Annotated in this window: 12 protein-coding genes and 2 pseudogenes; 5 read left to right on the top strand and 9 right to left on the bottom strand. The window is 54.1% G+C overall.

Annotated elements, in window-relative coordinates; all coding sequences use genetic code 11:
• Nucleotides 1-161: 161 nt before the first annotated feature.
• The 4 genes from ACZ46I_RS03940 to ACZ46I_RS03925 are packed head-to-tail and all read right to left on the bottom strand — an operon-like array spanning nt 162 to nt 3785.
• Complete coding sequence (locus tag ACZ46I_RS03940; protein ID WP_464281483.1) at nt 162-725, bottom strand: 4Fe-4S dicluster domain-containing protein; 564 nt, start codon at nt 723-725, stop codon at nt 162-164.
• Nucleotides 726-728: 3 nt separating this feature from the next.
• Nucleotides 729-2915, bottom strand: a complete 2187-nt coding sequence (locus ACZ46I_RS03935) for a molybdopterin-containing oxidoreductase family protein (RefSeq protein ID WP_464281482.1) — start codon at nt 2913-2915, stop codon at nt 729-731.
• Nucleotides 2916-2940: 25 nt separating this feature from the next.
• Complete coding sequence (locus ACZ46I_RS03930; protein ID WP_464281481.1) at nt 2941-3453, bottom strand: molecular chaperone TorD family protein; 513 nt, start codon at nt 3451-3453, stop codon at nt 2941-2943.
• Nucleotides 3453-3785, bottom strand: a complete 333-nt coding sequence (locus ACZ46I_RS03925) for a hypothetical protein (RefSeq protein ID WP_013507191.1) — start codon at nt 3783-3785, stop codon at nt 3453-3455. Before ACZ46I_RS03925 ends, ACZ46I_RS03930 begins: the two co-directional genes overlap by 1 nt.
• Before the next feature lie 911 nt (nt 3786-4696).
• Between ACZ46I_RS03925 and ACZ46I_RS03920 the strand changes: the two are divergent.
• The 4 genes and pseudogenes from ACZ46I_RS03920 to ACZ46I_RS03905 all read left to right on the top strand — a co-directional run.
• Nucleotides 4697-5041: pseudogene (locus ACZ46I_RS03920) on the top strand (methyl-accepting chemotaxis protein); the annotation flags it as partial.
• Entirely contained in the window at nt 5030-5707 is a 678-nt protein-coding gene (locus ACZ46I_RS03915) for a bacteriohemerythrin (protein ID WP_464281838.1), read from the top strand. The pseudogene ACZ46I_RS03920 and the gene ACZ46I_RS03915, both read left to right, overlap by 12 nt.
• A 739-nt stretch (nt 5708-6446) precedes the next feature.
• Nucleotides 6447-6791 (top strand): annotated as a pseudogene (locus tag ACZ46I_RS03910) (methyl-accepting chemotaxis protein); the annotation flags it as partial.
• A complete protein-coding gene (locus ACZ46I_RS03905; protein ID WP_464281837.1) occupies nt 6780-7460 on the top strand; it encodes a bacteriohemerythrin in 681 nt (226 codons plus the stop codon). The pseudogene ACZ46I_RS03910 and the gene ACZ46I_RS03905, both read left to right, overlap by 12 nt.
• A gap of 10 nt (nt 7461-7470) precedes the next feature.
• On the opposite strand, the gene dut is transcribed toward ACZ46I_RS03905, so the two are convergent.
• On the bottom strand, nt 7471-7896 hold the full coding sequence (dut, locus tag ACZ46I_RS03900; RefSeq protein ID WP_013507194.1) for a dUTP diphosphatase: 426 nt from the start codon (nt 7894-7896) through the stop codon (nt 7471-7473).
• Nucleotides 7897-7910: 14 nt separating this feature from the next.
• On the opposite strand from dut, the gene ACZ46I_RS03895 reads away from it, so the two are divergent.
• Entirely contained in the window at nt 7911-8498 is a 588-nt protein-coding gene (locus ACZ46I_RS03895) for a DNA-3-methyladenine glycosylase (protein WP_464281480.1), read from the top strand.
• A 17-nt stretch (nt 8499-8515) separates the two neighbouring features.
• Here ACZ46I_RS03895 and ACZ46I_RS03890 read toward each other — a convergent pair whose 3' ends face one another.
• From ACZ46I_RS03890 to ACZ46I_RS03875, 4 genes are read right to left on the bottom strand one after another with little or no spacing between them, the layout of a single operon-like run.
• On the bottom strand, nt 8516-9922 hold the full coding sequence (locus tag ACZ46I_RS03890; protein WP_464281479.1) for a hypothetical protein: 1407 nt from the start codon (nt 9920-9922) through the stop codon (nt 8516-8518).
• Complete coding sequence (locus ACZ46I_RS03885; RefSeq protein WP_083806069.1) at nt 9919-10332, bottom strand: YraN family protein; 414 nt, start codon at nt 10330-10332, stop codon at nt 9919-9921. The genes ACZ46I_RS03890 and ACZ46I_RS03885 overlap by 4 nt, the downstream gene beginning before the upstream one ends.
• Complete coding sequence (locus tag ACZ46I_RS03880; RefSeq protein ID WP_464281478.1) at nt 10265-11431, bottom strand: two-component system sensor histidine kinase NtrB; 1167 nt, start codon at nt 11429-11431, stop codon at nt 10265-10267. The genes ACZ46I_RS03885 and ACZ46I_RS03880 overlap by 68 nt, the downstream gene beginning before the upstream one ends.
• Nucleotides 11428-14484, bottom strand: a complete 3057-nt coding sequence (locus ACZ46I_RS03875) for a tetratricopeptide repeat protein (RefSeq protein ID WP_464281477.1) — start codon at nt 14482-14484, stop codon at nt 11428-11430. The genes ACZ46I_RS03880 and ACZ46I_RS03875 overlap by 4 nt, the downstream gene beginning before the upstream one ends.
• Nucleotides 14485-14642: the final 158 nt, after the last annotated feature.

Below are 14642 nucleotides of genomic sequence, written 5' to 3'. Positions count from 1 at the left end.
CAGAGCAGGATCCTGGGGTACGTGGTTGGAGGTATCAACAGCGGATTTCGCTGCCTGACCACCACCACATCCCACGGCAACAAAGGCGAAAAGCAGCAGAGCGACAAAAGGCATCAGCGTTTTTTTCATGAAGGCCATAATTCTCTCCTTATTCTCTTGGTCTACGAAATATAGTGCAGATTCGGCTTCGTGCCTTTTTCCGGCTGCAGAACACGGGCCTTGGGATTGGCCCTGAGCAGGCGGGATACAGCACTGTTGGGGTCATTCATATCGCCAAAAACACGTACCTTGGTGGGGCAGGTGTCAACGCAGGCGGGAACTTTGCCCTGGGCGACACGGTGGGAACAGAAATCACACTTGTCCGCCTTGCGATTCTCGCTCATGTAGCGCGCGCCATAGGGGCAGCTGATAACACAGAGAGTGCAACCGATACAGGTGCTCTTGTTCACCACTATGACACCGTCTTCTCTGGCGTAGGTGGCCTTGACGGGACAGACGGGTACACAGGGGGGGTTAGCGCACTGGTGACACTGCTCAGGCTGAAAGGTCTGCTTCAGGTTCGGGTAGGTGCCTTGGATGCCTTCAGTTCCGATCCAGTTGCGGCGCACTTCCTGCCTGCCTTTGGCATCAATGCTGTTCTCGCGTTTGCAGGCCACATCACAGGCCTTGCAGTCAATACACTTGTCCGGATCGAGGACTATGGTCCAGCGTTTATTTTGTGCCATGGGTTACACCTTCCTGATCTCAACGATGGTTTCATGGAAAAGGGCGTTCCCGGAGATAGGCTCATAGTGAGACTCCAGGATCTGAGCCTGAGTGGCGCCACGGCCATAGACCAGTGGTTTGCCCTGGGAGAGACTGCCATAGCCGTGGGCAAAGTAGACGCAGTCGGGGCGGATGCCCTCGGTGACCTGAGCCTTGATACGCGCCTCACCACCAGTGCGGTTCCTCATGAGCACTTCATCGCCGGAGCTGATTCCCATTTCCCTGGCTTTCGCGGTGTTGATCCACACGGTGTTCTCGGGCATATGCCAGTTCAACTCCGGGAATGCCGATGTCATGGAGTGGGTGTGAATAGCGTGGCGACCAACCAGGAAGCGGAACTGATTCGGACCAGGTTCATCGAACTTGTGATAGGTGGGCATGGGATCCAGGCCGCGACCTGCAAAGTCCTCGCTATACAGCTCCACCTTGCGGCTGGGCGTATTGATAGCGTTTTTGCCACTACGATAGGATCCGATTTCGGCCTTGCGACCATCGGTATAGAAGCCTTTTCGCTTCAACATTTCCAGGGCGCCGGGGTGCTGAGCAACGAAGTCTACAGAATGTTTTTCCACGTTCCCTTCGAAGTACTCATCGAGGGTCAGTCCGTCTTCATCCTCGAAATGGGCAGCCAGATCCTTGATAATATCAAAACCGGCCCTGGTATCATACATTGGCTTGATCAGGGGCTGACGCAGCACCAGGAAGGGCTCGATGCCGCCAAGTTGATAGGGCGCATCCAGGCGCTCCAGATAGTTGGACTCAGGGAGGATGACATCGGCATACCAGGCCGTATCGCTCATGAAGGTGTCAATGCAGACGATAATGTCCATCTTGGCAAACAGCTCCATGGTCTTGTCACGATCAGGTACGGAGTCAATGACATTCTGCTTGTAGATAAACAGACCACGGATCGCGTAGGGATCACCCTTGAGGGCGCGCTCACGCCAAGGCACCCAAGAACCATCACGGGGGTTGAGGTAAGCGACATCATCAGCTTCCAAACGCGGCTTGGGATCCGAATACCAGGCCGGTTCGTAGAAGTAGCTTCTCATGGGAATGGAAATATTAGGAATCAATCCACCAGGACGGTCAAAACTGCCCACAATGGCATTGACCATGGCAATGGCGCGACGGGTCTGCACATCATCACGCTGCCAGGAGGAACGGCGTCCGGGGTAGAAAACCGCACCGGGAGTTTTGGCAAATTCACGGGCGATTGCCTGAATATCGGCAGCCGGAATACCGGTCTCCTTCTCTGCCCACTGGGGAGTGTACTGTTTGACGTGTTCTGCCAGCTTATCAAAACCTTCACAGTGCTTGCTGACAAAGTCTTTGTCGTGGAGGCCTTCGCCAATAATCACGTTCATCATGGCCAGGGCAAATGCCATGTCTGTGCCCGGCTTGATGGGATACCATTTGCTCGACTTGGCTGCCGTCTTGGTGAAGCGGGGATCAAGACAGATGATCTTCTTGCCGCGGTCGCTGAACATATCCATGGAGTCTGGTGTGAAGAGAGCTTCAGCCCGGTCAGCACCCGCCAGGATAATAAATGGAGAATTCTTCACGTCGGCAGTGGGGTAGGTACCAAACACCGACATGAAACCACGGATAACGGAGCTGAGACACAGCGTGGGGTGGCGCAGGGAGTTGGGCGACCCGAACACTTCGCGGAACTGGTTCCAGTAGTGCTCGTGGTAGGTTCCTTCGGAAGAGACAAAGCCAATGCTGGCGCGATTGCCATTTTCCTCTTCAACTACTTTGTTGGTCTTTTCGGCAATATAGGCGTAGGCTTCTTCCCAGGTTACCCGCTTCCACTTTCCTTCGCCCCGTTTGCCGGTACGAATCATGGGATACTTGACGCGATCGGGATCATAGGGCGTCCAGGCACCAGCGTTGCCGCGAGCGCACATCATGCCACGTGACTTGGCAAAATCGGGCTCAGGCTCAAGGCGCTTGATAACGCCATTGACTACCTGGCCACGGAAGACACATTTGTTGGTACAAATGGCACAGCTGGAGTTGACATAGCGCACCTGCGGCGCGGGTGAGCTCTCCTGGGCCTGGCTGACATACCGAAAACCCGGCACGGCTCCCATGGCTCCAAGCGTGGCAACCGAGCCCTGGAGAAATGTTCTTCTGGTGAAACTCATAGGTACCCTCGTATTCGTTTCTTTTTCATATTCTGATTTTCCTGCTGGAGATGCTTACCAAATCCTCCAGCAATTGCTGAAGGTAGCGCGCCGCTTCCAGATAGAGTCCGCTGTCATCATGGGACTGCAGGCGCTGCACAAAGGCCTCGGGCCAGAGGGAGAAGTAGTCTTCGAGATGGACTTTTACATGTTCCGGTGCCATCTCGTTTTTTATCATCATGGCCAGCACTTCAAGCATCATGGGGATATAGTCCGGCGGATAGGAACGATCCAGTTCAATGCCACTGGAGCGTGCCAGACCACTGAAAGCCTCCATAAAGTCCAAGCGGTTCACGTCCAGATAACACCCAGCAAAGGGAGGGGCTTTTACCCCTCCCAGGTCATTGACAAACAAGCGCACGTAGATGCTTTCCAGATCATTCAGTTCAAAACCCGCTGCCTGGGACCACGCTTCCGTAGGATAGGCAAAGGTGTCAGCCACCTTCAGCAGCTCATGAGCAAGATCTTCCGCTCCTACCAGCACTTCAGTTGGCTCCATCAGCCGCAGGACTCAGGCTTCTGGTTCATGGGGTTGTCGGAGTCGGAAGCATGCTCGTAAAGGAACTTGTACACATGTCCGATGATGCGCTGGTTCAGTCCGGAACCGCCACAGGGCAGTTTGCCCTTATCGCTGGTGAGCATTTGCTGCCATTCCGCACGGGTATGCGTTCCGGGAACAGGAATAGGATCTTTGCAGTCACGAGCCTGACCGGTAAACCACGCCCACTGGCCACGAGCTACGTTGCCATTTTCCCAGCCACTGAGGTCAAAGGCAAAGGATGGAATTGTGAAAAATAGGGCAACCATGGAAACAAGCAGAAATTTTTTCATCTCTAAACTCCTTTGGAAATTTCAAGGCACTCATTGCCTGAATTGACATTGCATGATGGCAATATAGTAATATTTCACAAAAATTCAATATAAATCGGCCCAAAGGCACCTATTCTTTCAGGGAAGCTCTTCGAAAAGGCCGCCAGCAGAAATACTCACACGTCTTAGATTCCCGGCATGGTGAGCGACTGAAGATCGGCATGGTTATGTGAAAAAGTTCTCGACAAAGGCCGCGGCTTCCCTCTAAAATGCCACAACAAAAACGATTACTATTCCCCCTATGGAGTCACATCATGCCACAAGGTTTCAAACTGCCGCTTCTTGTCATCCCCTCTGTCTCCATCATACTTTTCCTGACGGCATCTTTCCTGGTAAGTCATATGGATGCAAAGGTTATTATCGCGTCAATACTCTTCATATTAACCATAATATCGATTCTCTTTCAGGTTCGCGCAGCAAAAGCCAGCAGCACTCCTTCAAAAGAGCTTCAGGCGGCCATTCTGCGCGATCCCGGCAACCTTGCCTTTCGCCTCAGGGGGCCTGCTTCCGCGCCATTCAATCAGTTTCTTGATTTTCTGTGCAGCCACATCAACCAGCTCAAGGGCGCTTCCGCAAGCCTCCAGCAGGAAACTGCCTACATGGGCGACACCGCCGCAAGCGTCACCACGGAGTTCAGGCATAAGGTAAGCAGCATCAACAACGTCGCAAAGGCCATGGAGGCCATGGCCACATCATCGCAGGATGTCATGCAGACCCTCCAGGATATGATCGAAAAAACCGATTTCGCCAACAGTCAGACTTCCGAGGGGAAAAAGCAGCTGGAAATGGCCACACAGAATATCGGGGTCATCAAGGCCAAGGCACAGAGCCTGGCGAGCACTATTCAGGAGCTCAGCCAGTCTTCCGGAAAGATCAGTGCCATCCTCAATGTCATCAACGATATCGCCGACCAGACAAACCTCCTGGCCCTCAATGCCGCCATTGAAGCCGCAAGGGCCGGGGACTCGGGGCGCGGTTTCGCCGTCGTCGCCGATGAGGTGCGAAAGCTGGCGGAGAGAACCCAGAACGCCACCAAGGAAGTCAGCGTTATCATTAACACCCTCTACTCAGAAACCGAGAGCGCGTTCAAGGAAATGGAAGAGGCCAACAAGAGTGTCGACGAGGGGGTCGAGGTTATTGAAAAGGCCGAAGCCGTATTCAACGATATTGTGGATTCCGTCCAGGAGATTGATCAGGCAAACGGCATGATCGGTTTTGCCATCAAGGAGCAGGACAAGCTGATTCAGAAGACCAACAGTGATCTGCAGCAGATGGCTGCCGGCCTGGAGAAAAGCACCATGTCACTGGCAGATATCACCGACACGGCCATGGGCCTCAAGGAAGCCACTGAACAGCTGGAGAGAACCCTCTCCCAGCTGCGTACCAGCGACCGCGAACCGGTCGCCACTGCCGGCGCTCCCAAGGCGCTGGCGCCCGTGGCCAGCAGCAGACCTGCGCACCCCAACGGGAAAAATCATGACGGGCCGTTTTTTGTCTGGAACGATAAGCTGTCGGTAGGGATAGAGCACTTTGACAACCAGCACAAACAGTTGCTCTCCATTGTCAACCGTCTGGCCAGCGCCGTAAAAAAGGGCGAAGGCAAGCATGTTCTGGCGCCTACCTTCGAAGAGCTGCTGCAATACACCACCACCCACTTCAGAGACGAAGAGGCCTATATGGAAAAGCATGGGTACAGGGACATTGAACACCATAAGCAAATCCACGCCGATCTGGTGCAACAGGCGCTGAGTCTGAAGTCGAAGTTCGACGAAGGTGACCTGATGGTGGCTGCTGAAACCCTGGAGTTCCTCAAGAAGTGGCTCTCCAACCATATCCCCAAAGAAGACAAGCAGTATGGAGCCATTGGCAAACCTTTTCACTGAAACACTCCTGAAGGGAATCTTTTCCACCAAAAGCTCTCCTCCAATGTGGAGTATCCTTACTCGACAAAAGGAATTCCTTCCCTTATAAGTGAAGGTTGATGACACTATTTCCCCCGAGGTTGCCCGCATGAAACAGAACATTCAGAGTCTTCAGGTCACAATCTGTGCAGTAACCCTTTTCATCGTAAGTCTCTTACTGCTGCGATACACCTCGGTGAACCCGCTGTGGATAGTGTTTGTCATCACCATAGCCATGACCGCGCTTGCCCTGATCTACGCCCGCAAAGCCAACAGCACAGCGGATGAATACAGCACCCGGCTTCCCATTCTGCGCGATCCCGGCAACCTTGCCTTTCGCCTCAGGGGGCCTGCTTCCGCGCCATTCAATCAGTTTCTTGATTTTCTGTGCAGCCACATCAACCAGCTCAAGGGCGCTTCCGCAAGCCTCCAGCAGGAAACTGCCTACATGGGCGACACCGCCGCAAGCGTCACCACGGAGTTCAGGCATAAGGTAAGCAGCATCAACAACGTCGCAAAGGCCATGGAGGCCATGGCCACATCATCGCAGGATGTCATGCAGACCCTCCAGGATATGATCGAAAAAACCGATTTCGCCAACAGTCAGACTTCCGAGGGGAAAAAGCAGCTGGAAATGGCCACACAGAATATCGGGGTCATCAAGGCCAAGGCACAGAGCCTGGCGAGCACTATTCAGGAGCTCAGCCAGTCTTCCGGAAAGATCAGTGCCATCCTCAATGTCATCAACGATATCGCCGACCAGACAAACCTCCTGGCCCTCAATGCCGCCATTGAAGCCGCAAGGGCCGGGGACTCGGGGCGCGGTTTCGCCGTCGTCGCCGATGAGGTGCGAAAGCTGGCGGAGAGAACCCAGAACGCCACCAAGGAAGTCAGCGTTATCATTAACACCCTCTACTCAGAAACCGAGAGCGCGTTCAAGGAAATGGAAGAGGCCAACAAGAGTGTCGACGAGGGGGTCGAGGTTATTGAAAAGGCCGAAGCCGTATTCAACGATATTGTGGATTCCGTCCAGGAGATTGATCAGGCAAACGGCATGATCGGTTTTGCCATCAAGGAGCAGGACAAGCTGATTCAGAAGACCAACAGTGATCTGCAGCAGATGGCTGCCGGCCTGGAGAAAAGCACCATGTCACTGGCAGATATCACCGACACGGCCATGGGCCTCAAGGAAGCCACTGAACAGCTGGAGAGAACCCTCTCCCAGCTGCGTACCAGCGACCGCGAACCGGTCGCCACTGCCGGCGCTCCCAAGGCGCTGGCGCCCGTGGCCAGCAGCAGACCTGCGCACCCCAACGGGAAAAATCATGACGGGCCGTTTATTGTCTGGAACGATGAATTGTCTGTGGGAATCAAACGCTTTGACGATCAGCACAAAAAGCTGGTCAGCATCATCAACAAGCTGGCGGACGCCGTCAAGCAGGGAGCCGGGAAAAGTGTCCTCGACAATGTCTTTGACGAACTGCTGGACTACACCGTAACCCACTTCGAAGACGAGATTTCCCTGATGAAGAAGCACGGCTACCATGAAGCACCGCAGCATCAGGAAATCCACGACAGCCTGGTACGACAGGTTCTGAAACTCAAGGAAAAATTTGACAAAGGTGATCTGCTGGTGGCAACGGAAACCCTGGATTTTCTGCGCAACTGGCTCTTCAAGCATATCCGCCAGGAAGACAAGAAGTACAGCAGCTTCTTCCAGTCAAAAGGGATGTAGAAAAACTCCCCTACCGCTTGCCGGTACTGCCAAGCCCTTTGCCACCGCGCTGGCTGGGAGCAAGCTCCTGCACCTCTTCCAGCTCGGCCCGCACCACGGGAGCGATAACCAGTTGGGCAATGCGGTCCCCCCGGGCAATGTTATAGGGTTTTGGCCCGAAATTGCGGACGACCACATGGACTTCACCGCGATATCCCTGATCCACCGTACCGATTTCAAAGGAGAGGTGAGTATTGAGGATCATGCCGGAGCGTGGTCGTATCTGCCCTTCATAGCCTTCGGGAACTTCCAGACAGATTCCGGTCAGCACTTTGGCCACATCGCCGGTATTCAGAAGAACGCCGTGGGCGGCAAACAGATCCATACCGGAATCTCCGGGATGGTTGTACTGGGGAAGGCTGTAACAGTGGGACAGACGCATGATTTTGACTTTCATCAGGTGTTCCTCTCATGTCAGATGATACTCAATGGACTCAGATCACGCCACCTCTGCTCAGTTGCCTCGACGCTGTGGCAGGGGCACACTTTCTGGTGGGAAAAATCCTGGTCATGGAGCGGGGAAGCACAAGGTACAGCTGCCGTATAATCGAAACGGAAGCATATCATGGTTTTGACGACCCCGCATCCCACGGGTACCGGGGCCCGACTCCCCGCAGCCAGCCCATGTTCGAATGGGGCGGACGCTATTACATCTACTTCATCTATGGCAACCATCATATGCTCAATGTGGTGACTGACGCCGCTGGTATGCCTTCAGCGGTGCTTATCCGCGCTGCGTTTCCCATGGAGGGCTTTTCTCCATCGGAACCAGGCCATACGCGCATTCTCAATGGGCCGGGAAAACTGTGCCGCCACCTGGGGATCGACCTCTGCCTGAACAATACTGCCATACATCAAAGTCCCCTGAGCATCTGGAGCGATGGATACCAGCCACAGAACCTTGGGCAGGGAACGCGCATCGGCATAAAAAAGGGTACGCATCTTCCCTGGCGCTTTGCTGACCTGAGGTTCCGGGCCTTCCTTTCCCGACCCATCTGAGAGGCAGGTACAGCTCTTCAGCTTTCACCTGCTTCCAGCAGGTTCTCGGCGACCACCAAAGCCAGCAGTCCCGTTCCATAGGTGTATTTCTGATTGCCGAATCCACTGTAATTCTGCCGGAACATGGCCAGAACATTACGGGCGCACTCGCGATACATGGAGGCTTCCGTCAGTTCAGCCGCTTCAAGGCAGGCCAGAACAAACTCCATATTGGCGTCAAGCGGCCGCAACAACGGTAAACGGTCACTTTGATCCTTCGCCATCAATACTCCCCCCAGGGAGAGCATCAGGTGGGAGATCGCGTACCCAAGTGCCCTCAGGCCTTTCTGAAGAAAGCGGGTTTCTTTGTTGTAGCGGTAACAGGCAAAAAAGGCGCGGGCACAGGCCACCTGGGTACTCAACAGGGGCACAGATGCCCGCGCAGACGCAAAGGGCAGAACGGCAACGCTGCCATCATCGGCCACTGTCTGCTCAAGGCGTGTCGCAAAGAGGGAGATATTCGCCTCAAGTCCGGCTGGCAAAAGTTCTTTGTCCCGTGCCAGCAACAGGCAGCGCAGCAGGTGCATATTGTCGGCGGTATACATGGTCGTGGTGGAGGAGTAGGTGGAATAGAGCCCCTCATCCTTGGAAAAATTCCCTTCAATAGCCTGCAGCAAGGCCTCGATAGCCCGGCGCGAAGAGGTCTCGTCCTGCTGAGCAAAGCTCACCAGCGCCTCCATGGCTTCCAGCTGATGGGAGAGTTTTTTGATGGGCAGGGGTGTTTCCCCCTGTATTGAGGCAAAAAAGCCATTATTGTGCGGATCCCACAGGACGGCGGCCATGTGTTCCATGTACTGCCCTGCCAGACTGGTCAGGTGCTCATCGCGCAATATCAGAGCTGCCTGGGTGACAAAGAGCAGCATCTTTCCCTCGAATCCGATAGTCTTCTGTTCCGACAGTGGTGTCGCAATCCGCTGCAGTTCCTGTTCACAGGAACGCATCAGCGCGCCAATAACCGTCTGAATTTCATTCATACCCCAGGAAAAGGCTTCCTGCACGGGATAGGCAGGCATGCCTACGGGAACACCTGCTTTGGTGCCCTCATTGATATATTGTCTGCGGGCCTGGAACAGCACTTCGTAGAGGTCTTTTTCCTGTGGCTGCACCACGCACAGGATACGCCCTTCCGGGCTCAGCAGCAGGGTGGACGGGTAATAGCCGGGACTGAGCAGCAGCTCAATGTCGGGCCGTTCCTCTACGGTCACCTTCACCGGGAGAAAGTTGCGTTCAATTTCCTCCAGGGTATAGGCTTCCTGGGCACCTGGCTGAAACTGTGCGTCCATACTGCAACTGTTCAAGTCGGAAACCAGCATCAACAGTATCAGCTTCAGTTGCTCCGCTGCTTCTTCAAAAATCTCTTTACTCCATGCTTTCCATATCATCATTCATTCCCCCTGAAGGCATCCTGGTAGTGTTCAAGAGCGGCACCATTGATGGCAATGACATCAAAGCGCACATCCCCGTCCCAGGGATGCTGACGCAGGTAATGGGCAGCGGTTTTCCACAGCTTGCGCTGCTTGGTGCGATCAACCGTATATTCAGCCAGTGTGGCCGGGTGAGAGCGAAAGCGTACCTCGACAAAAACCAGTGTCATTTCATCCAGAGCCACTATATCAATTTCACCACTGCGGGTGCGATAATTAGTGGCGCGGATGACAAAACCCTGATTCCGCAGATAACCACTGGCCATCTGCTCATGATGCAGGCCGGTATCGCGGGTTGTTGCCCTATCCCCGGGGGCATCCGGGGAGTTTGATGGTAAAAGTCGTTCCCAAACCTTCCTGAGATTCAACATTCAGCACTCCCCCATGGGCCTCGACAATGCGGTTGACGATGGAAAGGCCCAGCCCGGTGCCCCTGGCCCTGGTCGTGTAGAAGGGGATAAAAATTTTGCGCAGCGTCTCCTGATCCATTCCCTTGCCATCATCCTCCACCCGCAGTACGCAGGCATCGGAATCGGTATCGCGCTCTACCGTCAATGCAATGGTCCCACTTTCCTCGATGGCATTGACGGCGTTCTGCACCAGGTTGAGCAACACCTGGTTGAGCAGGTCAAAATCTCCGTGCAGCTCGACGCCGGCAGCAACCTCTCTGATGGTGCGAATATTCTTTTTATATTTCAGATGCTCGCTGAACTTCAATACCTCGTCCAGCAGGGCCGTCGCGTCAAAGGTCTCTTTCTGGATACTGAGATTACGGGTGAAGAGCAGCAGATTGCTGATGACGCTGTTCAGGTTGCGTACTCCACTGACAATATTGGCAGCCAGTTGCTGTTTTTTGCTGTCATCGGCAAGATCGCGAAAGAGCAGGGAAGCAAAGAGCTCGATGGAACCCAGGGGGTTGCGGATCTCATGGGCTATATTGGCGGCCATCTCCCCCATGGCTGCCAGCTTTTCGTTGCGGGCCGCCTGCTGCTCAAGCTCGATGATGCGGGTGAGGTCGCGGAAATAGAGGATGGTTCCGGCACTTCCCTCCAGGGGCGTCAGGTTGTACTCAATAACTCGACGCTTCTGGCCCGGCAGATAAAGGGTTGCCTGACGGGAAAAGTTCTGGAGGTGATCGCTGGTGAGATCTTCGCAGGAGTCAAGGATATCGCTGAAGATGGACAGGTGCCAGATATTGCGCCCCAGGATATCGTCATCGTGCTGTATAAGCAGCATTTCCTTGGCGGCGCGGTTCACCACGGTAATGGTCCCATCGGCATCCAGCCCAAGCACTCCGTTGGAAATGCTCTCCAGAATATTGGTGAGATAGCGGTTTTTCTCATCGAGGGCCAGATTCAGATTGGCAACTTCATCTTCAAGTTTGGCGTAGGATTCGGTCAGGCGCCTGGACTGTTCATTGAAGTAGTCCATGGCCTTCATGAGTTCCTGAAGATCCAGTTGCTCACTCATCGCAGTTGTTCCCGCATACGCCGGTTCCACTCGTAGGAGTCGAGTTCCTGTTTGGCCCGCAGCCCGGTAACGCTTTCCGGGCTTCGCTCGTAAATGCTTTCGTAGATGGTGATGGCCTGCGCTACCCGGTTCGTGCGTTGATAGGCTATCGCCTGCTGCTCCATGAAGTACAGGATACGTTCGGATGATGCTTCTTCATGACCGTTCAACAGCTGCAGCGCTGATTCGCTCAGGCCAATAACGGTCTCGTGGTCACTCTGCGCCGCCGCCATGCTGACCAGTTGCTGATACGCATCAACCACCACCGGATCAAGGGTGGGATTGATCTCGTAGTTATCAACAATATCCTGGTACTGCTGGCGAGCTTCGTCATCCCGGCCAAGGCTGCGCAGCAGCTGAGCTCCTTCAAAGCGCATGCGCCGACTCTGGGCCGGATCATCGTCACTCAGCAGCTCAGCCGCTTTCAGGAAGGTTTCGACAGCGCGGTCGGAGCGGTTCAGACGGGAGAAAGCGTTCGCCAAGGCTTCATAGGCTTCCACCATCAGGGGTTCATCCCGCTCCATTCTGGGCTCCAGGGCGCGTACGACCCGCTCATACTGTTGCAGACCCCAGTAATTGAGCGCCCGCAGGTCATCCAGTTTTTCCGAATAGGCCGCAGGCAACACCTGCTCCATGTCGTTGATATGCTCCAACCCGCGATCATGGAAACTCAGGCGCGTATAGGCAAGGGAAGCCAGCTTGGCCGCCTCAAAATACTCTTCCGGGCTCATGGCCAGGTATTTTTCATACACGTGAAACTGGTCTATAGCCTCCACATAGTTACTGGCATTGAAGGCCTGCAGCACATTTCCTTTGCCAGCTGCCACCAGAAAACGCTGGGACATGGCGGCGTAGGGGGTTTCGGAAAATTCGGAGAAGATGCGGTCGAAGTAGGTTGATCCATCCTCGTAGTTACCGTTGTTAAAAAAGAATTCTCCCTGTTTAAACAGAGCGTAGACACGCAGATCACGGAAGTCAGCACTGCGATACCCGGTTTCATAGTTCTGCACCGCTTCATTGAGCCGGCTGATGGCCCGCTGAAACTGAAGACCATCTATCTCTTTATGAGCCAGGCGATGCTGCAGATCGCGAATGTGGCGCTCCACCTCTTCGTGTCTGGCTTCGCCATTATAGAGTCCAGCATAGCGCTTCAGGTGCTCCAGCGCCCGATAGGGATCCTCATCCATCATGGCAAGACCGATGATGACAAAGTTCTCCTGGGCCAGCTCCACAATGGCAGCATGGTTCTCCTCGTCGTTAGGCAACAGGGGCTGATTATTCAGATACGTACGCAGCAGATCATAGGAAACGCGAAAGTTCCCTTCTTCATGTTCAAACAGGGCCCGCAGGTAGACTGCCCGGTGCTGCTTGGAGCGCACCTCCTCCGCTTCATCGGCCAGGGGAAAACTGCGCAGGAAACTTCTGGCCATGCTCTCGGCAACTTCATAATTGGCCAGGCAGATCTCACCGTCAATTTTCCCGAGAATAACCTCTTTTTCCAGTTCTGCGCTGTGAATACCAAATTCAACCAGGGAGTACAGGCCCATGGCATCCTCACACAGATCCTTCTCCATCAGGATTCTGGCATGCAGCAGCTGCCCGCGCGAGGCATCCAGGGTATCGGGGTACTTTCCCGTCAGCTCACTGATAAACATCTGGGCCAGGTCGGTGTTGCCCACGGTGTGGTGAATGGTCGCCAGCTCAAGAAAAGCCTTGGCAGCACCATCAAAATGGGGATACACATTGATGACTCGCTGCAGATTCCAGGCAGCCTCACGCAATTCACCCACCTGGTGGTAGGACTGGGCTGCTTCCAGGAGAAGCTGGGGATCAAAGGTAAAAAGTTCAGAGTACTCATTCTGCAGGCGGGTAAAGTAATCGGCGCTGCGCTGATAGTGGCCGGCCTTAAACTCAAGCCGAGTCAACTGGCGCAGGGCTTCCATGCGCCAGTGATCTTCGTCGTACTGCAGCAGTGTTTCCATAGCCTCAATGGCTCCACGGACACTGTCCTGCTCAAGTTCAAGCCGCGCCACTGCCAGGAGTGCCGGACCTATGTACTCATTGACGATTGGTGACGGAATCATCTCGTAGTGAAACTTCGCGGCTGCCGGGTTGCCCAGGGCTTCATAGGACTGGCCTATGCCATAAATGGCGCGGGGAACAAAGCGACTGCCAGGATACAGATCGATAGCCTTTTCATACACGGTAATGGCGTCACGAAACTGTACTCCCGGTGGTTCCTGGGGAATATTATGATAGGCATCACCCAGGAGAAAAGTGGCTTCCTCCACCAGAGGTGATTCCGGGTGCTCCCGGATAATATACAGCAGCTCATCCAAAGCCTGCAGATCATTGCCTTCCCCAAAATAACTGTAGGCCTGGCGCAATGCTATGGCGTCAGGGGTATTCAATTCCCTGAGCTGGCGATCACTGCGATAGGGGTCAAGCATTCCGATAGCACTGCTACGCAGCTCCAGCTGATAGAGGTCTTCTTCTGTCAAACCTGGCCCCATGGGGCTTTGGGGGGAAACCGGCCCGGTAAGTACGGGAGTTTCAGGAGTTATCTGCATCTCCTGAGCCAGTGACTGCAGCAACTGGGCTACATTGGCCTGAACCTGGGATATACGCCGCCGATCGGCATCAAGAATAACCTGGATAACAAAGGGATCGTTATCAAAACGATCGGAAATGGTGACCGGAACATGTCTGAGGTGAATAATGAGGTTCCCTCGATAGGAGGTTACCTTTTCCACCAGCGTTGAGTTAACACTACTGAAAATTATCTCGGGCATATCAACATCGAAGCCGGGAATTTCTACCAGCACCTGCTGAATAATAGTATAATCCCTTACAATATAAGGAACCGGTTGATCCATGACAAAGGAAACCACTTCACGGATTCTGCCATCCTCATCCTTTTCCACTTTAAAGCTGACTGTGGCTCCCTGGGCGAATCCGCTCAGCACAAAGACAGCAATCAGGGCACGGATAAGGTGCAAAGGGGAATAAACCATGTACTTCCTGTCCATTTGGAGTCACTTCGCCCGCTGGCCAGTGTTTACTTTTCCGGCAAAAGCAGATACAAATTCAACGGACATTTTTACAGGTTTCGCCTGTATAAAACAACCGTTCCGCTATGATCCTATCATAGTATAGGAAAAATAGAGTGTAT

This window comes from Desulfurispirillum alkaliphilum, assembly GCF_055378285.1.
This window is presented reverse-complemented; position numbering and strand designations above follow the sequence as displayed.